Origin of the sequence: Candidatus Poriferisodalis sp. (assembly GCF_965203655.1) — a bacterium.
GTDB lineage: Bacteria > Actinomycetota > Acidimicrobiia > Acidimicrobiales > Poriferisodalaceae > Poriferisodalis.
In genome coordinates, this window is the sequence record NZ_CBDBDD010000002.1 from 171675 (window position 1) to 190544 (window position 18870).

Below are 18870 nucleotides of genomic sequence, written 5' to 3' on the forward strand. Positions count from 1 at the left end.
CTGCAGGACCGGCTCAGTAGGATTGCCCCGAAGGGCCAACGACGTCCCTGCGGCCACAGCGTGGTGGCACACCGATTCGGTTCACTCACTGGGACGTCGCCGATGCCCACTACTGACATTGCGACCGCTCGAACTGCGCGCCGCGCCGCCGAGGCGTGCGCAGCCGCCGGTGCGCGACCTGCCGTGCATCAGGGGCCACGCCAGTCGCCGCCCGAGGCTCAAGGGCTCTACGACCCCGCATTCGAGCACGACTCGTGCGGCGTCGGATTCGTGGCCGACATGTCGGGCGTCCCAAGCCGCGCCGTCGTGGATCAGGCGCTGCAGTGCCTCGTCAATCTCGACCATCGCAGCGCGACCGGCGCGGAGGCCAATGTCGGCGACGGCATAGGCATCACCACCCAGGTGCCCGACCGGTTCCTGCGAGCGGTGTGCGACTTCGAGCTCCCGCCAGCGGGCAGCTACGCGGTCGGCACGGCGTTCCTGCCTCGCGCTGACCCAGATGGCACCGTGGCCGCGATCGCCGAGATCATGGCCTCCGAAGGCCTCGAGGTGCTCGGCTGGCGCGACGTGCCGACCGATCCCTCGGCGCTGGGCCAGTTCGCCACCGACCCCATGCCGGTCTTCCGGATGCTGTTCGTGGCTGCACCAGCCCACAAGGACCTGAATGGCCTCGAGCTCGAACGCCTGGTCTATGTCGCGCGCAAGCGCACCGAGCACGAGATCGATCCCGCCCCGTATTTCCCCTCGCTGTCGTGTCGCACCCTGGTCTACAAGGGCATGCTGACGTGCAGCCAATTCGCGGGCTTCTATCCGGACCTGCTCGATCCCCGGATGGAATCGGCGCTGGCACTGCTGCACTCCCGTTTCAGCACCAACACCTTCCCGTCGTGGCCCCTCGCCCACCCCTACCGGATGCTCGCCCACAACGGCGAGATCAACACGGTGATGGGCAATCGCAACTGGATGCGAGCCCGCGAGGGCACGCTGTCGAGCCCGCTGTTCGCTGACGTTGATGGAGGCAATCAGCTCGAGCGCACCTACCCCGTCTGCACGCCCGGCGCATCAGACACTGCCAGCTTCGACGAAGTGCTCGAACTGCTGCATCTCGGCGGCCGGAGCCTGCCGCACGCCGTACTGATGATGATCCCAGAGGCGTGGGAGAACCATGCACGCATGCCGCAGGACAAGCACGACTTCTACGAGTTCCACGCCTCACTGATGGAGCCGTGGGACGGCCCGGCCAGCATCGCGTTCACCGACGGCGCGGTCATCGGCGCCGTGCTCGACCGCAATGGACTGCGCCCGTCCCGCTACTGGGTCACCTCTGACGGCTTGGTGGTGATGGCATCAGAGGTGGGTGTCGCCGACATCGACCAGGGCCGGATCGTCCAGAAGGGCCGCCTGCAGCCGGGGCGCATGTTCCTGGTCGACACCTCGCAGGGCCGCATCGTGGACGATGACGAGATCAAGCGCGACCTGGTGTCCGCCGAGCCATATGGAGACTGGCTGGCTGACGGTCTGGCTCACCTCGAGGATCTGCCGCCGCGCTTCGGCCTGACGCCACAGCATTCCTCGGTGACTCGGCGCCAGCGCACGTTCGGCTACACGACGGAGGAGCTCCGGATTCTCGTGGCGCCTATGGCCCGCACCGGCATCGAGCCGATCGGATCGATGGGCACCGACACGCCGATTGCGGTGCTGTCCAAGCGACCGCGGCTGCTTTTTGACTACTTCAGCCAGCTGTTCGCCCAGGTGACGAATCCACCGCTCGACGCGATCCGCGAGGAACTGGTCACCTCCACGAAGGCCAAAATCGGTCCCGAAGGGAATCTGCTGCAGCCCGGTCCCGACTCATGCCGACAGATCGTGCTGCCATACCCGATCCTGTCGAACGAGGATCTGGCCAAGATCCTCTACATCGACGAGGACCTGCGAGACGCACCGGCCCGGGCGAACGGCGCAGGGTTGAACGGCACAGCATCGGACGGCGCGGCACGCCAGTTCCGTCCGTTTGCCGTGGACGGCCTGTACCCGGTTGCCGAGGGCGGTCGGGGTATGGAACGGGCGATCGCCGGTGTGTGCGAGCAAGTCGACGATGCCATCGCCGACGGTTCGCGGATCATCATCCTGTCGGACCGTTACAGCGACGAGCAGCACGCGCCGATCCCTTCGCTGCTGCTGACCGGTGCGGTGCACCATCACCTGGTACGGAACAAGTCCCGCACGATGGTGGGCCTGGTCACCGAATGCGGCGACGCCCGAGAGGTCCATCACATGGCCTTGCTGCTGGGCTACGGCGCCAGCGCGGTGAATCCGTACCTGGCGTTCGAGTCGATCGACGACATGGTGCGCCACGGCGTCATCACCGAAGTCGACGAGCGCTCCGCGAAGCGCAACTACGTCAAGGCATGCACCAAGGGCGTGCTCAAGGTGATGTCCAAGATGGGCATCTCGACGGTGGCCAGCTACACCGGGGCGCAAGTCTTCGAAGCAGTGGGTCTGGGGCCGGAGCTCATCGATCGCTACTTCTGCGGCACCACCTCCAAGCTCGGCGGCGTCGGCCTCGATGTGCTCGCAGCCGAGGTGGCCGAGCGTCACCGCTTCGCCTATCTCGACAACCCGACCGAGGCGGCACATCGCGACCTGTGGGCGGGAGGCGAGTACCAGTGGCGGCGCGAGGGCGAGTACCACCTGTTCAATCCCGAGACCGTCTACAAGCTCCAGCACTCCACCCGAGCCGGTCGCTACGAGATCTTCAAGGAATACACCCAACTCGTGGATGACCAGTCCAATGAGCTGGCCACGCTGCGAGGCCTGTTCGAGCTGATGCCGGCACCCGGCGGTCCGATCCCGATCGACGAGGTCGAGCCGGTCAGCGAGATCGTGAAGCGATTCTCGACCGGGGCGATGAGCTACGGCTCGATCTCGGCCGAAGCGCACGAGACGCTGGCGATCGCCATGAATCGCATCGGCGGCAAGTCCAACACCGGCGAGGGCGGCGAGGATCCCGAGCGCTACGTGGCAGACCCCAACGGCGACCTGCGGCGTTCAGCCATCAAGCAAGTGGCGTCTGGACGCTTCGGCGTCACGTCGGAGTACCTCACCAACGCCGATGACCTGCAGATCAAGATGGCCCAGGGCGCCAAGCCCGGCGAGGGCGGGCAGCTGCCGGGGCCCAAGGTGTGGCCGTGGATTGCGAAGACCCGCCATTCCACGCCGGGGGTGGGCCTGATCAGCCCGCCGCCCCATCACGACATCTATTCCATCGAGGACCTCAAGCAGCTCATCCACGACCTCAAGAACTCGAATCCGGCCGCCCGCGTCCACGTGAAGCTGGTCGCCGAAGTGGGCGTGGGCACCGTCGCGGCCGGCGTCTCGAAGGCGAAGGCGGACGTGGTGCTGATCTCCGGGCACGACGGCGGCACTGGCGCATCACCGCTGACGTCGCTGAAGCACGCCGGCGCCCCCTGGGAGCTGGGCCTGGCCGAGACGCAGCAGACGCTGCTGCTGAACGGGCTGCGCGACCGCATCGTCGTGCAGACCGACGGGCAGCTCAAGACCGGCCGGGACGTGATCGTCGCGGCACTCCTGGGAGCCGAAGAGTACGGCTTCGCCACGGCGCCGCTGGTGGTGTCGGGCTGCATCATGATGCGGGTCTGCCACCTCGACACCTGCCCCGTGGGAGTCGCGACGCAGAACCGTGAGTTGCGCAAGCGCTTCGGGGGGCGGCCCGAATTCGTCGTCAACTTCTTCGAGTACATCGCCCAGGAGGTCCGCGAGTACCTAGCCATGCTGGGATTCCGCTCGCTGCCTGAGGCCATCGGCCGGGTGGACCGGCTCGACATCACCGCGGCAGTGGCGCACTGGAAGGCCCACGGCCTCGACCTGTCGCCGATCCTGGCCGAGCCCGAGACGCCATGGCCACAGGATCGCTACTGCACCCAGAGCCAGGACCACGGTCTGGATCGGGCATTGGATCAGCAGCTCATGGAGCTGGCAGCGCCGGCCTTGGAGGCTGAGCCGATAGGCGAAGCCGTGGCCCGAGCGGCCCGTGAGCCCGTATCGAATGGAAACGGGGAACGAGAGCGGGAAGCGAATGGTGACTCGGCGGACGGGTTCGCCAGTCAGCACATCAGCTCAGGGCGGCGCGAGCTGGTGCGGGCTGAGCTTCCGATCAGCAACGTGAACCGCACGGTCGGCACGATGCTCGGCCATCGCATCACCGCAGCGCACGGCGGCGAGGGTCTGCCGGACGACACCATCGACTTCACGTTCGACGGATCCGCCGGGCAGAGCTTCGGTGCATTCGTGCCCCGCGGGCTCACGATGAGGCTGTACGGCGACGCCAACGACTATCTCGGCAAGGGTCTCTCGGGCGGACGCCTGGTGGTGCGGCCGGCGCGCGACGCACACCCTGATTTCATTGCCGAGGACAACATCATCGCCGGCAACGTGATCCTGTACGGCGCCACCGGTGGCGAGGCATTCATCCGGGGGACAGTCGGCGAGCGGTTCTGCGTGCGCAACTCAGGAGCCACCGCCGTGGTCGAGGGCGTCGGCGACCACGCGTGCGAATACATGACGGGGGGCACCGTCGTGGTGATCGGCAGCGTCGGGCGCAACTTCGGTGCGGGCATGTCGGGCGGCGTGGCGTACGTCTATGACCCCGACGATGTCTTCTGGCGCCATCTCAATACTGAGATGGTCGACCTCGAACCCCAGCTCGACGACGCCGATGCCGAGTCGGTGCGGTCGCTGGTGCGCCGACATCTTGCCGAGACCGGCTCGGTGCCGGCCGAGCGCATCCTGGATCGCTGGCACCGCGAGGTGCGCAGCTTCCGCAAGGTGATGCCCAAGGACTTCAGGCGGGTGCTCGAGGCTCGGGCGGCAGCTGCCGAACTCGGCCAGGACCCCGACGAAGCGGTCATGGCGGCTGCGCATGGCTAGACACGTCTCTCAGCGCTCACAGCGCGGCCGCCAACAGGCAGGCACAGGGGCTGAGCATGGGTGATCTAGATGGGTGACATCAGGGGATTCATGCGGCATGACCGCGAGCTGCCGACGCGGCGGCCCGTGCCCGTGCGCCTGCGCGACTGGCGCGAGGTGTATGAGCCTTTCGCGGACGAGGACCTGCGCATCCAGGCCAGCCGCTGCATGGACTGCGGCGTGCCGTTCTGCAACTCGGGCTGCCCGCTCGGCAACATCATCCCGGACTGGAACGACCTCGTGTACCGGGACCGCTGGCAGGACGCCATCGAGCGGCTGCATGCCACCAACAACTTCCCCGAGTTCACCGGCCGGCTGTGTCCCGCGCCGTGCGAGGGCGCCTGCGTGCTCGGCATCAACGCCGATCCGGTGACGATCAAGCAGGTCGAGGTCGCGATCATCGACAAGGCGTTCGAGATGGGCTGGGTGCAGCCTGAGCTGCCGGCCGCCCACACCGGCCGCAGCGTGGCAGTGGTGGGCTCGGGACCTGCCGGGCTCGCCGCTGCCCAGCAGCTCACCCGAGCCGGCCACGACGTAACGGTGTTCGAGCGTGCGGACCGCCTCGGCGGGCTGCTGCGCTACGGCATCCCCGAGTTCAAGATGGAAAAGCGCCACATCGAGCGGCGGCTCGACCAGATGAGCGCCGAGGGCACGAAGTTCCGCACCGGTGTCGAAGTCGGCGTGGACATCCCCGTGGCGGACCTGCAGACCGACTTCGACGCGCTGGTGCTCGCGGGCGGTGCGACCCAGTGGCGTGATCTGCCGATACCCGGCCGCGAGCTGAGCGGCATCCACCAGGCGATGGAATACCTGCCATGGGCGAACATGGCCCAGGAAGGCGACCTGGATCCCTCCGAGGTGCCGATCAGCGCCAAGGACCAACGTGTCGTCATCATCGGCGGCGGCGACACCGGTGCCGACTGCCTGGGTACCGCCCACCGCCAGGGCGCCGCGTCGGTCCACCAGTTCGAGATCATGCCGCGCCCGCCCGACGAGCGATCCGCCGCCAACCCGTGGCCGACGTACCCGATGATCTACCGGACCTCCTCGGCCCACGAGGAGGGCGGCGACCGGGTGTACTCGGTGAACACCGAGCAGTTCCTGGGTGACGCCTACGGCGCGGTGAGAGCCTTGCAGGCCCACGAAGTGGAGTTCAGCGACGGCCGCTTCGGAAAGGTCGAGGGCACCGAGTTCGAGCTCGAGTGCGAGCTGGTGCTGCTGGCCATGGGCTTCGTGGGACCCCAGCAGGAAGGCCTCGTGGCCCAGCTCGGCGTCGAGACCGATGCTCGCTCCAACGTGGCACGCGACGACGACTACCGCACCAGCGTCGACGGCGTGTGGGTGTGCGGCGACATGGGGCGCGGCCAGAGCCTGATTGTGTGGGCCATTGCCGAGGGGCGGGCGTGTGCCGCCGCGGTGGACGAAGCGCTCATGGGCCACACTGCGCTCCCGCGCCCGATCCCGCCGTCGGCCCGCCCGCTCAACTGAGGTCCAGTCGGGAACTCAGCCGACCTGCCCGGAGGTGACCATCGTGAGCGCATCTTCCTTCCCAGTTGACGGGGACCGTCTGTGGCGAACGCTCAGCGAGCTGGCAGAGATCGGTGCCACACCCGCTGGCGGGGTCGCCCGCGTCGCCCTCACCGATGAGGATCTGGCCGGTCGTGACCAGTTCGTGGCATGGGTGCGTGCGCTGGGCTGTTCGGTCCATATCGACCAGATGGGCAACCTGTTCGCGCGCCGCAAGGGAACCGATCCCGACCGCCTGCCGGTGGTGATCGGCAGCCACCTCGACAGCCAGCCGACCGGCGGGCGCTTCGACGGTGCATACGGCGTGATGGTGGGGCTGGAGATCCTGCGGGTGCTGGCCGAGGGCGACATCAGCACTGCGGCGCCGATCGAAGTCGTGTCGTGGACGAATGAGGAGGGGGCGCGCTTCCCGCCGGCGATGATCGGATCGGGTGTCTACGCAGGCGCATTCAGCCTGGAGGAGGGTTTGGCAGCCCCGGGGGTGGACGGCACGACACTGGGCGCCGAGCTCGCACGCATCGGCTATGACGGCCCCGAGCCGTGCGGCCAGCCGGGCGGTGCCGGCCGCCGACCCATCGGGCACTACATCGAGCCGCACATCGAGCAAGGCCCGATCCTGGAGGCTGCCGGTGCGACACTCGGCGCAGTGACCGGCGTGCAGGGCATCCGCTGGTATGACGTGACGATCGAAGGCCAATCGGCGCACGCAGGCAGCACGCCGATGGAGCATCGATCCGACGCGATGGTGAGCGCCGCGCTGCTGGTCGGCGAGGCCGATGCGATTGCACGCCGCAGGGCGCCGGAGGGCCGCGCCACGGTCGGCACGCTGGTCACCGGGACCGGCTCGCGCAACACAGTGGCAGGCACGGTGGAGCTGACGATCGATCTGCGGCATCCCGACGCTGTCGAACTCGAATCGATGCACGGCGAGCTGCTGGCCTTCGCAACGACCGAGCGCTTCGCGCACGGACCCGGCCGCGGGTTGCCGCCGAGGCCCACGATCTCGCAGATCTGGTACTCGCCGCCCATCGTGTTCGACCACGCCGTCGTTGACGCTGTGCGCGCCGGGGCGGCAGCCGCGGGTTTCGAGCCGGTCGACATCACATCGGGTGCCGGGCATGACGCGTGCTACGTCTCCATGGTTGCACCGACGGCGATGCTGTTCATCCCGTGCGCCGACGGCCTGTCGCACAACGAGGCCGAGTCGATCCTGCCAGAACATGCGACGGCAGGAGCTCAGGCAACGCTCAACGCGGTGCTCGCGCTGGCGGGCTGACGCCCCGCAGCACACCGGCTCGCTGTGACTCGTTCGGTGTTGAGCCGGTTGTCGCTCAGGTGAGTTCCGCCAGGGCGCGGCACTTCAGCACCGCGCGGGCCGACTGCTCCATGGCCGTCCAGGCAGGCTGGTCGGCAACGTCGCCCTGCCAACCCATCTGTGCCAGCCGATGAGTGAGGCGCACGTCGCCTGCACCCACATCGGCGCGCGCGAGCCAGCCGGTCGCCGCTTGCACATCGCGCACGGCTGATCTGCGGGTCTCGATCCAGGCCTGCGCTTCGACATCCGGCAAGGGGTCGGCGGGAATGGCGACGATCAACCCCCGTGCCGCGTTGCGCCAGTGACGGGCGGTTTCGACGGGTACCGCTGCCGGCCATGTGCCCAATAGGTGCTCTTCGACGCTGCGGTCCTCGGCCGACGCCCCGTCGATCACGCTGAGGTCCACCTTGCTGAGTGCCGCAGCCGCCGCCGCGGTGGCCCGCACGTCGGGGCGGGGCGGCGCCATGCGCTGTCGCAATTCCTCGAAGGCCGCGGCGCCTTCGGGACCCGTGGCCCAGCTGATGAAGTCGGCGCGTGCTCTCGCCCGGAACATCGGCGCGGCGAATGTGTCGGCCCACCACTCGACGGGCCTTAGCAGGTGAGCCAGGCGGGGCTCGTACTCTTCCCAATCGCGGGCGTGCTCTTCCGACCGGAAGAGGTTCATGCCCGCTCAGCGGAACGGCCGGGTTGCGGCATCACCGCCGACCATGCTGCGGGTGTAGCCGACCATGGTCGGCGGGTCGATCAGCGTGATCTCTTCGTCGCGCATCTCGATCCGAAGTGGTTCGCCGCCGATCAGGCACGGCGCATCCACGGTGACGGTGCGTCCCGGGAAGAGCCAGCGGCACGCCAGTGCCTCGAAGCCGCACTGTGCAAACCAGCGCTGTTCGCCGTCGACGCTGATCCGGTACTGAGTGGGCTGGTTGTTGAACGGCGGGAACGATGCGATCCAGTCGGTGCCGGGATGCAGCCAGCCCGGCGTGAGGTCGATGACCCGTTTGATGAGCGCCTTGGCGCGCAGCGGCTCGATGCCCAGCGTGCGGGACAGTTCTGCATAGTGAGGCGCCACGCCGGTGGCCACCACCTCGCCCATGATCGCGGTGTAGATGGCGTCGAGCTCGGTGAGCTGAAGCTGCTCCGGGTCAATCGCCCCTGCCGCCATATCTCGACTCTAGAAGGGGGCACAAGGGGGCGCTGTCAGCGACTGGCAGGAGCGGTGCGACTCCTCGTCACATGTAGCTTGCGGCCATGGCTGGCCCGATCCCGTCCAATGCCGACCTGACCGCCTCGCGTTTCGGCTCGCTCATGGAGGTGATCCGGCTGCGCCGTTCGGTCCGCAGCTTCGAGCCGCCGGCAGAGCCGCTGCCCCCAGACGTGCTGCGTGGCATCTGCGAGGCCGGCCGCTGGGCACCATCAGGTGCAAACACCCAGCCGTGGCACTTTGTCGTTGCGGCCGACCGCGATGACGTGCTGGCCGTATCTGATGTGTTCGTGCGGCAGGCGGACCGGCTGGTGGAGCACTGCCGCGGCTTCCCGCATGTGCACAAGAAGCACTGGCTGCACAACTCGCTGGCGATCGTGCTGATCTTCTGTGACCCTCGATGGGTCGATTCGTATCCCGTGAGCGATCACCCGGGCTGGCACGAGGAATACGCGGCCAACAACGAGCAGATCCTGCTGGCCTCCGTGGGAGCGTCAGCGCAGAACATGCACTTGGCAGCGGCCGCGTACGGCCTCACGACGGCGTGGCTGAGCGGGGGCGGCGAGGACACCACCGCACGCGAGCTGCGCGACCTGCTCGGCGTGCCCGAACCGCTGGTGCCGATCGCCACCGTCCCCATCGGCTGGCCGCACCGCCGTGCCGAGTCGCGCTACCGCCACCCGCTGGACGAGCTCATCCACTGGGGCCGCTGGGACCCCGAACGCACGCCCGCGGACGATGCCGTGCAGACCTACGTCAGCGGTGTCCGCCGCCAAGCCATGTACCGCGGCAGCGAGACGCTCGAGGACGGAGCCCGGGCGCCGGTGCGCTCTAAAGCATGAAGCGGCTGACCGTCGAACTGGCCAGCCACATCTCGATGTCGCGGATCGCCTGGGTCATGGCCTGGCCGATGAGATCCAGCTTGCGCACCTGCTCAATGCGCGGCGCCGCCTGCTCGAGCTCGGCCTTCGAGAGCAGTTCGCCGAAGATGCCGCAGGCATCGGTCAGCGCAATGATCACGATGTCGCGCGGGCTGGGAATCTCGTCGCTGAACAGGACGCCCATGATCCGCAGCTTCACCTCGCGCTCGGCCTTGCCGTCGATCATCGGGTAGCGGCGGGAACGGAACACCCACAGATGACGATCGTCCTTGCGCTCGAGGATCCCCTTGTCCACGAGACGGGCGAACGCCTCCTCGCGGATTCCCTCGGCGCGCGCCGCAACGAATTCCACCCAGTAGCGCGAATCGCTTTCCTCCTGCTGCGCGGCGATCTGCGCCAGAGTGGGATCGAGCAGGCCGTCGCCGATCGGCGTGGAATCGACCAGCATGAGCTTCTCGAGATCGGTGTCGATCCGGTTCTCCATCGCCAGGTCCATGAGCACCGAGCCGGCGATGACGCGGTCGAGCGTGCGCTCGGGCACGTGGATCAGCTTGCCGTCTTCGTCTCGCAGCAGCAGGAGGAGAATTTCTTCGGCGAATCTCAGCATGGTTCCGGCTCAACTCCTGTCGTGACGGCTCAGCGGTGCCGCATCCAGCGGCCGCGGCCCGAAGCGTAGTTGGCAGCAGCGCGACTCGGATTCGTTCCGATGGACCCTTGCCGGATGATTCGGTGCTATTCGATGGTCACTTCAACGAAATCAGCGCTGGCAAGGCTGAGGTCGTATTCCGGTCCGACCGGGTGCTCGATTGCCAGCCGGTAGGACCCCTCGGGGAAGTAGCGCTCGCATTCGTCGGCAGGTGTCGGGGCCAAGCAGGGCACCATCTCGGTGCCCGAGACCACCGAGCCGTCTGCGGTCACGAAGGTGATGCGCAGCGGCAGCGGCGTGTCGCGCATCCAGAATGCGCCGCCGGTGTCCGCGGGGAAGACGAACACCATCGCGGCGTAGCCGCCCAGCGCGGCGAAGTCGGCAACGCCCATGAGGCCGCGCTGCCGGGCAGCCGGAGTGTCAGCGATGATGACCGGCCACACCTGGGTACCCGCCGGTCCGCTGACGCCCAGCAGGCCCTCGCGAAAGCCCTCGAAGGGCACCGCTGTCGCCAGCACGGCCAGCGCCGCTGCTTCGGGCGCGTCGCTCGTGCTGGCAGGCGCGGCCGGGCTGGTCTCGGGGGTCTCGTCCTCGCTGGCCTGCGGCGCACGGGTTACCGCGATGTGGCTGGGGCCGGAGATTGCGGCGGCCAGGTCGTCGCCTGGACCGGCCGTCACAACGGCCGGTCCTGAGTCGGCGGCGACGGTGTTGGCCGGCGGGACGAGTCCTCCGGTCCTCGTCGACTCGGTGACCGAGCAGCCAGCGGCCGCCAGCAGGGCAACGCAGCCTGCCGCCGTCCAGCGAACCGCACTCACCCCGAGAGTGTGCCGTCGAGCGCCCGGCGCGCGGTGGGAGTGCCTGCGGATCATGATGAGATAGAGGCTGTGAACAGCACCGCAGCAGCGCTGCACCTGACGGAGGTGCCGATCCGTTCGGTCGACGATGAGGCAACGGTGCCGTACGCGGACTTCGCCATCGGGGCGTTCGCTGACCTGGTCGAGATGAGCCGGGAGCTCAGCCGCACGGGTGATTGGGTGGTGCGCACGCCGTTCGGGCTGTTCGTCCACGGTTACGACCAGGCGCGCACGATCCTGCGCGAACCCGCCTGGATCTCGATGCTGGCCGGTGTCGCGATGCTCGACGGGTCCGGCGAGCGCGACGGTGGCCGCTCCACGGTGAACTTCAACGCATTCATGGCTCGAGCCCGCCGCGACGGCTCACCCGCTGCAAGCGACGACGCGATGCGGGCCCGGCCCAACGTTTTGGCGCTGGAAGGTTCTGATCATCGCCGGCTTCGCAGGCTGTTCGGCCGAGCCTTCACGCCCGCGGCTGCAGATCGGCTGCGGCCTTTCATGGCTGCGCATGCGGCTCGGCTGATCGACCCGCTGGTGTCCGCCGGCGGCGGCGAGATCGTCTCGGCGCTGTGCGATCCGTACCCAGTGCCGGTCATCTGCCGCCTGCTGGGGGTGACCGACGATGACTGGTCCCAGTTCGGTCGCTGGGCAGAGACCATCTTCGGGCTCTTCGACGGCGACGCCGAGGCAGTTCTGGAGCGGCTGGGCGACATTGCCGTTGCGCAGGCCGAACTGGGTGCGTACGTGGTGGACCTCATCTCCCAACGGCGCCGCGAACCCGCCGACGACCTGCTGACCGAGCTGATCAGTGTCTCCGATGAAGGCGACAGTCTGAGCGCCGACGAGCTCATCGGCATGGTCGAGGCGCTGCTGATCGCCGGCACCGACACGACGCGGAACCAGCTCGGCGCCACGCTCGCGGTGCTCGCGGATCGGCCCCGCCAGTACGCGGCGCTGCGGGCGGATCCCGACCGGATTCCGGCCTACGTAGAAGAGTCGCTGCGCTACATCGGTGCCGTCCGAACCGCCATGCGCATCGCCACGGACGACATCGTGGTGGACGGCTTGCTGTTCCCGGCCGGCACAGTGGTGATGATCGGCTTGCACGCCGCGAGCCTGTCGGGCGGATGCCCGGAACATGCCGTTGCTGCCTCGGAAGCGCGTTCGGATATCGCACCTGCCGACGCGGACCCTTACGAGTTCGATCCGTCGATCCCCCGTGAGCACCCGCACTTGGCGTTCGGCAGTGGCGCTCACCACTGCCTCGGCGCGTTCTTGGCGCGTGCCGAGCTGCAGGAGGCGCTGCGCGCCTTTGTCGATCGGGTGGAGCGCTTCGAAGTGAGCGAGCCGGTGATGTGGAAGCCGCTGTCGATGGGCATCTGGGGGCCCGAGCGCATGCAACTGCAGCTGAACGCTCCCCCATCGGAGTCGTACATCGAAGCCGGCACGCTGCCAGCGGCGGACAGTCAGGTCCGCGGGGGCGTCTCCCCCGAACGCGACAGCTTTCTGGCCTCGGTGGCACCGCTGCGCCAAGCGATCCACGCCAGCGTTCCCGAGCTGATCGACCGCCCGCGGTTCCCGCCGCTGCGGCGCCTCGTCGTCACCGCGGCTCGCATCGGGTGGGCCACCTACGCAGGTCGTCTGCTCGACCGCCGCCTCGACGCCGACCAGCGGCGGGAGCGCATCTACCGGCGACTGCGCATCGCGGCGACGAAGCTCGGTCCGGCATACATCAAGCTCGCGCAGCTGATCGCTGCCGGTGAGGGCGTCTTCCCCGACGCGCTCGTGGCCGAGTGCAGGATGTGCCGCGACCGGGTGCCGGCCGAGCGGTGGCCGGCGATACGCAAACTGGTCACCGACGAGCTGGGTCCGCTCGATGACCGGTTCTCACGATTCGAGACCGAGCCCACAGCGGCAGCCTCGATCGCACAGGTGCACGAGGCCTGGCTCACCGACGGCACACGGGTGATGGTCAAGGTGCAGCGACCGCGCATCCGGCGACGCGTCGAGCGGGACCTGGCGGTGCTGGCATGGATCGCTCCCAAGCTCGTCGGCCGTATCCCGATCACCGCGCTCGCCAATCCGCCGGCGCTCGTGGAGCTCTTCGCTGAGACCATCACCGAGGAACTCGACTTCCGGGTGGAGGTGGCCAACCTGTTCGAGGTGGACCATTCGTTGCGAGCGACCACCTCAGGTCGCTGGGAGCTGCCCTCGGTGATGCTCGACGGCGTCACCGAGCGGGTGATCGTCATGAGCCCTGTGGGCGGCAGGCCGCTCAGCGAGCTGCGCCCCAACGATCTCTCCGACGGCGATGCGGCAGCGATCTTCCGCCAGATGAACGACGCCCTGCTGCACGGGGCATGCATGTCGGGTGTCTTCCACGGCGATTTCCACGCCGGCAACGTGTTCGTCGACACCGAGGCGATATCGCCTGGCGAACCGCCGGTGATCGGGCTGGTCGACTTCGGCATCACCGGCCGCCTCGAGGGGCCCAAGCGGGTGGCGTTCCTGCGCTACGTCGTGGGCCTGCTCACCGGCGACCTGCAGTCCCAGGTCGCCGGGATGATCGACCTAGGGGCGTTCGGCCCCGGCAGCAGCCCCGAGCGCGTGATCGCCGACCTGCGCCTGGACCGGCCCGCGTTCGACCCGCTGGAGCTGACCGAGGACGAGTTCACCGCCGAGTTCAGGGCCCTGATCTCGGGGCTGCTAGCGAACGGGGCCCGCATCCCCAAAGAGTTGATGCTGTTCATCAAGAACTTCGCCTACCTGTGCTCGGTGACCGGCGAGCTGGAGCCAGACATGGAGGTGCTGGCGCAGTTTGAGCGGATCGCGTCGTCGTTCTTCGCTCGCAACGGGGTGCGCATGGCCACCGAGATCGGCTTCTCGCCGGCACCCGATGACGTCGACGAGAAGATCATCCGCCAGGCCATGGGCATCTCGCCGCGCCACGAGCGGGTCACCTGGCGGCTCATCCGCGGGCGCCGGGAGAACCTGAAGGCCCGGGTGGGCAACAAGAGCTGAACTACTGCTCCAGCCGACTTGGGTTCCGCAGTTAGGGCATGATCTTGCTCGCTCAACGGCACAAGCTGACTGGCAGCACGGGGAGGGGCGATGACTTTGGACACAGCGCCGCATGGAGCGGCGTCATCGGACACAGCGGGACGCATGGCGGGCAAGGTGGCGGTGATCACCGGCGGGGCGTCGGGCATCGGGCGGGCGTGCGGGCTTCGCTTTGCCGCCGAGGGCGCATCGATCGTCGTGGCCGACCTGAACCCTGACCGTGCGGCGAACGTCGTCGAGGAGATCAACGCGCTGGGCCGCGATGCCATCGCCGTGCGGGTGGACACCTCCGACCAGTCCGAGAACGATGCGATGGCCGATGCGGCCGTCGACGCGTTCGGGCGCATCGACGCGTGCGTCGCCGCAGCCGGCATCTCCCATTCGGGCTACGTCAGCCGCGAAATCGAAGAACAGCAGGGCCAGGATCTCTTCGACCGGGGCGACATGTTCTTCATCGACAAGTCGCTCGAATCGTGGCAACGGGTGCTCGACGTCAACCTCACCGGGGTCATGCTCACCAACCAAGCCGTGGCCCGCAAAATGCGCGACAACGGCGGCGGCGCCATCGTCAACATCTCCTCGGTCGCCGGCACCAACGTGCTCAAAGGCAGCTCCGACTACTGCGTATCCAAGGCCGGCGTGTGGATGCTGACCCGCTGCGCGGCGCTGGAGCTGAGCCGCTATGGCATCAGAGTGAACGCCGTCGGGCCCGGATATATCCAGACGTCGATGAGCGGTGCGGTGCTCGGCAACGAGCGGTGGGTGCAGGCACGCGAGCGGGAGACCCCGCTGGGCCGGCTCGGCGTGCCCGACGACATCGCCAACGCCTGCCTGTACCTGTGCAGCGACGACGCCAGCTTCGTGACCGGCGAGATCATCTTCCCCGACGGCGGCGTCATGGCTGCCGGCCGCTGAGGAGCCCCGGCGGTGCGCTTCCCGCAGGGCGGCAGGACGGCGGCGCGGTGAGCGTGCGCGTTGCCGTCGAACCGGACTGCTGGCGGCGATCGGTGCTGGCCGAGGCGGTCGAGCGCGGCGGCGGCACGGTCAGCACGCCCGACAGCGCGTCGGCACTCGTGTGGGCCGAGCCCACCCAGGCGAACTTGATTGGCGAGGTGGTGGATGCCAACCCTGGAATCCAATGGGTGCAGCTTCCCTATGCCGGCATCGAGCCCGTCGTCGATGTCGTGACCACCCGGCCCGCCATCGAGTGGTACTGCGGCAAGGGTGTATACGCCGAGCCCGTTGCAGAGCACGCTTTGATGCTGGCGCTGGCGGGCATGCGCGGCATGGCGACCTACGCCCGTGCCGGGCGGTGGGAGAAGCCGCAGGGCCGCAATCTGCTCGGCGCCTCAGTGACCGTGCTGGGCGGCGGCGGCATCACCGAGTCGCTGCTGCGCCTGCTGGCGCCATTCGAGTGCGACGTGACGGTGGTGCGCAACCGCCCGGGGCTCACAGCGCCGCATAGTGCGGCGACATCGGACACAGCTGGAGTTTCACGCGTGGTCGGACCAAGCGAGCTGGCACAGGTGCTGCCGGGCACTGATGTGCTGGTGCTGGCGCTGGCGCTCACGCCGGCCACGACCGGCATCATCGGAGCAGCCGAGCTGGCCGCCTTGCCTGACCATGCTTGGGTCGTGAACGTGGCCCGCGGCGGGCACATCGTCACCGACGATCTCGTCGCTGCCCTGCAGGCCGGCCAGATCGGCGGCGCAGCGCTGGACGTCACCGACCCCGAGCCCCTGCCGGACGGCCATCCCCTGTGGAGCCTGCCGAACTGCCTCATCACGCCCCACATCGGCAACACCCCCGAGATGGGCCTCGTGCTGCTGGCCGAGCGGGTCACCGCCAACGTGGCGCTGCGGGTTGCGGGCGAGCCGCTGATCGGCCCCGTGTACCTCGACCTGGGCTACTGAGGCCGCTTCGTCAACGCCCGGCGGGGGCGAGTCGTCGCGTCCGGTGCTTCAACGCAGGGCAGCGTTGTGGGAGTTCTCGACAGCGTCGATGCAGCGTTGACGGATGTCGGCCACTTGCTCGTCGGTGAGCGTGCGGTCGTCGGCCTGCATCCGCAGGCGATAGGCCAGCGAGCGGGTGCCCGAAGCCAGCTGATCGCCCCGGTAGATGTCAAACAGCTCGACCGAGCGCAGTTCGTCGCCACCTGCAGCCAGCAGCGTGCTGCACACCTGCGATGCCTGGACGCTGTCGGGGACTGCGAATGCCAGGTCGATGTCGCTGGACGGGTAGGTGGAGACGAGTTGGTAGGGGCGGTCGGCGGCTTCGGTTGCCGCCGCGAGCAGGGGCTCCACGTTGACTTGGAGCCAGGCGCAGCGTTGTGCGAGGCCATGGCGTTCGCACACCACCGGGTCGACCTCGCCCACGACCCCGATGGTCTGCTCGCCGAGCATGACCACCGCTGCGCGAACGGGGTGCATGGCGTCGATGTCGTTCGCGTTCGTGAGCTCGACATCGAGGCCGAATGCAGTTGCGATCAACTCGGTGAGATGCACTGCGTCGGCCGCTTCGCCGCCAGCCCAGATAATGCCGAGGTGCTCCGTCTCGGTGGGCAGTACGTCTGCAGCAGCCGTGCCTGTGCCGGTTGGGTCAGCGCCTTTCGGCTGCGGGGGGCCGAACACCACGCCGATCTCGAACAGCGACACGGTGTCGTTGCGGTGCGAGGAGTTGTACGCCGCTGCGGTGAGCAGGCCGGGGAGCAGCGACGGCCGCATCACGGATTCCTCGCTGGCGAGCGGGTTCAGCAACTGCACCGGCTCCACCCCGTCGATGCCCGCACGCCGGAGCGCGTCGGGCGCCAAGAACGGGTTCGGCATCGCCTCGGACAGTCCGGCGCCCACCAGCACCCGGCGCAGGTCGCGACGCAGGCGCTGCGTCGGGGTGAGGCGGCCAGGCTCCGGCGAGCGGGGCACGGTGCGGCCGAGCCGCCCGTAGCCGTAGTGGCGGGCCACTTCCTCGGCCACGTCGGTCTCGGTTTCGATGTCTGGACGGAAGCTCGGGATGGTCACCTGCAGCGCTCCGTCGGCGTCGCCGTCAAGCGCCGCGCACTGCAAGCCGATCGGGTCGAGCAGGCCGCGCAGCTCATCGGCGCTGAATGGCCTCCCGAGCAGGTGTGTCATGCGAGCGGGGCGAACCGAGACGTGGGTGGTCTCGGGCAGGTCGCCCCGGCCGTCGAGCCGGCCGCGGCATACCGACACGCCGCCAGGGGTCACCCGGTCCAGCAGCTCGCAGAACCGATCCAATGCGGTCGGCACGAGCTCATGGTCGGTGCCGCGCTCGAAGCGCATCGAGGCCTCCGAACGCAGGCCCAAGCGCTGGGACGTGCGCGAGATCGACAGGCGATCCCACCAGGCCAGCTCGAGCAGCACCGCCGTCGTGCGGTCGCTGATCTCGGTGTTCTCGGCGCCCATCACGCCCGAGATGCCGATGATCCGATCGTCCCGGTCGACGATCACGCCGTCGCCCCGGAGCATCTCGCGTTCGGTGCCGTCGAGTGTCACGGCGCGCTCGCCACCAAGGCTGCGCCGCGTTCCGAGGTGACCGTCGGGCACGAGCGCCAGGTCGTAGGTGTGGTTCGGCGTGCCCAATTCGAGCATGAGGTAGTTGGAGACGTCCACGACAGCGTTGATCGGACGCATCCCGCACAGCACGAGGCGCAACTGCATCCACAGCGGCGACTGGCCGATGGACACGTCCCGGATGACGCGCACGCCAAACCGACCGCAAAGATCAGCGTCGATGATCTCCACCGATGCCACCGTCGAGATGTCCTCGCCGGTCTCGCTGACGGCCGGTTCCCGAATCCGGAACGGGACGCCGAGCCGGGCAGCCAAATCGCGGGCCACGCCGGCCACCGACATGGCATCAGGACGGTTCGGGTTGACCTCGAGGTCGTACAGCACGTCGCCGGCCAAGCCGAGCTGGTCCATCAGCGGCGCACCGAGCTCGAGGTTGCCGGGCAGGATCATGATGCCCTCGGCGTCATCGCCCAATCCCAGCTCGGCGGCCGAGCAGCACATCCCCTGCGAGAGCTGGCCGCGCAGCCGGCGCTCGCCGATCTCCAGCCCGCCGGGCATCGTGGTGCCGACCGTCGCGAGCGGCACGAGATCGCCCTCGGTCATGTTGAACGCGCCGCAGCACACCTGCAGCGCGCCACCGGTTCCCTCCCCCGTCGCACCTGGCAGTTCCACGTCGACGAGCTGGATGCGGTCGGCCTCGGGATGCGGCCGCAATCCTGCGACACGGGCAACTAGCACACCGTCGAGCGGTGGCAAAACCCGCATCTCCTCGACAGCCATGCCCAAGTCGCTCAGGTGATCGGCCAGCTCGGCGGGTTCGCCCTCGATGGGGGCGAACTCGCGCAGCCAGCTCAGCAGCACCTTCATCGGGGC

General features: G+C 68.5%; 12 protein-coding genes. 7 read left to right on the top strand and 5 right to left on the bottom strand.

All coding sequences use genetic code 11. The features are described from left to right. The first annotated feature begins 102 nt into the window (after nt 1-102). From ACOGW9_RS01210 to ACOGW9_RS01220, 3 genes are all read left to right on the top strand, one after another. Nucleotides 103-4947 carry a glutamate synthase-related protein gene (locus ACOGW9_RS01210; protein ID WP_419907603.1) on the top strand — a complete coding sequence of 1615 codons (4845 nt, stop codon included), beginning with the start codon at nt 103-105 and terminating at the stop codon, nt 4945-4947. 69 nt (nt 4948-5016) lie between these two features. Continuing rightward, nucleotides 5017-6474 carry a glutamate synthase subunit beta gene (locus tag ACOGW9_RS01215; protein ID WP_419907605.1) on the top strand — a complete coding sequence of 486 codons (1458 nt, stop codon included), beginning with the start codon at nt 5017-5019 and terminating at the stop codon, nt 6472-6474. A gap of 40 nt (nt 6475-6514) precedes the next feature. Next, nucleotides 6515-7789 (top strand): M20 family metallo-hydrolase, encoded by a 1275-nt coding sequence (locus ACOGW9_RS01220; RefSeq protein WP_419907713.1) that lies wholly within the window; start codon nt 6515-6517, stop codon nt 7787-7789. A gap of 55 nt (nt 7790-7844) precedes the next feature. Here ACOGW9_RS01220 and ACOGW9_RS01225 read toward each other — a convergent pair whose 3' ends face one another. After that, complete coding sequence (locus tag ACOGW9_RS01225; RefSeq protein WP_419907607.1) at nt 7845-8492, bottom strand: hypothetical protein; 648 nt, start codon at nt 8490-8492, stop codon at nt 7845-7847. A 6-nt stretch (nt 8493-8498) separates the two neighbouring features. Continuing rightward, complete coding sequence (merB, locus tag ACOGW9_RS01230; protein WP_419907609.1) at nt 8499-8990, bottom strand: organomercurial lyase; 492 nt, start codon at nt 8988-8990, stop codon at nt 8499-8501. An 86-nt stretch (nt 8991-9076) separates the two neighbouring features. On the opposite strand from merB, the gene ACOGW9_RS01235 reads away from it, so the two are divergent. Beyond that, the gene (locus tag ACOGW9_RS01235) at nt 9077-9871 is read left to right on the top strand and encodes a nitroreductase family protein (RefSeq protein WP_419907611.1); all 795 of its coding nucleotides are present in this window, start codon (nt 9077-9079) and stop codon (nt 9869-9871) included. Here ACOGW9_RS01235 and ACOGW9_RS01240 read toward each other — a convergent pair. After that, on the bottom strand, nt 9861-10517 hold the full coding sequence (locus tag ACOGW9_RS01240) for a GOLPH3/VPS74 family protein (RefSeq protein ID WP_419907613.1): 657 nt from the start codon (nt 10515-10517) through the stop codon (nt 9861-9863). The two genes, ACOGW9_RS01235 and ACOGW9_RS01240, sit on opposite strands and share 11 nt — an antisense overlap. A gap of 125 nt (nt 10518-10642) precedes the next feature. Beyond that, nucleotides 10643-11371 (bottom strand): DUF192 domain-containing protein, encoded by a 729-nt coding sequence (locus tag ACOGW9_RS01245; RefSeq protein ID WP_419907615.1) that lies wholly within the window; start codon nt 11369-11371, stop codon nt 10643-10645. A 69-nt stretch (nt 11372-11440) separates the two neighbouring features. Between ACOGW9_RS01245 and ACOGW9_RS01250 the strand changes: the two genes are divergently transcribed. From ACOGW9_RS01250 to ACOGW9_RS01260, 3 genes are all read left to right on the top strand, one after another. After that, a complete protein-coding gene (locus ACOGW9_RS01250; protein ID WP_419907617.1) occupies nt 11441-14431 on the top strand; it encodes a cytochrome P450 in 2991 nt (996 codons plus the stop codon). A 90-nt stretch (nt 14432-14521) separates the two neighbouring features. Then, complete coding sequence (locus tag ACOGW9_RS01255) at nt 14522-15385, top strand: SDR family NAD(P)-dependent oxidoreductase (protein ID WP_419907619.1); 864 nt, start codon at nt 14522-14524, stop codon at nt 15383-15385. Between the two features lie 47 nt (nt 15386-15432). Next, nucleotides 15433-16383, top strand: coding sequence for a D-isomer specific 2-hydroxyacid dehydrogenase family protein (locus ACOGW9_RS01260; protein WP_419907621.1), 951 nt, complete (start codon nt 15433-15435; stop codon nt 16381-16383). 48 nt (nt 16384-16431) lie between these two features. On the opposite strand, the gene pheT is transcribed toward ACOGW9_RS01260, so the two are convergent. After that, nucleotides 16432-18864, bottom strand: a complete 2433-nt coding sequence (gene pheT / locus ACOGW9_RS01265; protein ID WP_419907623.1) for a phenylalanine--tRNA ligase subunit beta — start codon at nt 18862-18864, stop codon at nt 16432-16434. Between the last annotated feature and the right edge of the window lie 6 nt (nt 18865-18870).

Excerpts from the sequence above, each read along its gene's own strand:
- ACOGW9_RS01210 (WP_419907603.1), top strand. The coding sequence starts at position 103 with ATGCCCACTACTGACATTGCGACCGCTCGAACTGCGCGCCGCGCCGCC.
- ACOGW9_RS01215 (WP_419907605.1), top strand. The coding sequence starts at position 5,017 with ATGGGTGACATCAGGGGATTCATGCGGCATGACCGCGAGCTGCCGACG.
- ACOGW9_RS01225 (WP_419907607.1), bottom strand. The coding sequence starts at position 8,492 with ATGAACCTCTTCCGGTCGGAAGAGCACGCCCGCGATTGGGAAGAGTAC.
- merB (WP_419907609.1), bottom strand. The coding sequence starts at position 8,990 with ATGGCGGCAGGGGCGATTGACCCGGAGCAGCTTCAGCTCACCGAGCTC.
- ACOGW9_RS01235 (WP_419907611.1), top strand. The coding sequence starts at position 9,077 with ATGGCTGGCCCGATCCCGTCCAATGCCGACCTGACCGCCTCGCGTTTC.
- ACOGW9_RS01240 (WP_419907613.1), bottom strand. The coding sequence starts at position 10,517 with ATGCTGAGATTCGCCGAAGAAATTCTCCTCCTGCTGCTGCGAGACGAA.
- ACOGW9_RS01255 (WP_419907619.1), top strand. The coding sequence starts at position 14,522 with ATGACTTTGGACACAGCGCCGCATGGAGCGGCGTCATCGGACACAGCG.
- pheT (WP_419907623.1), bottom strand. The coding sequence starts at position 18,864 with ATGAAGGTGCTGCTGAGCTGGCTGCGCGAGTTCGCCCCCATCGAGGGC.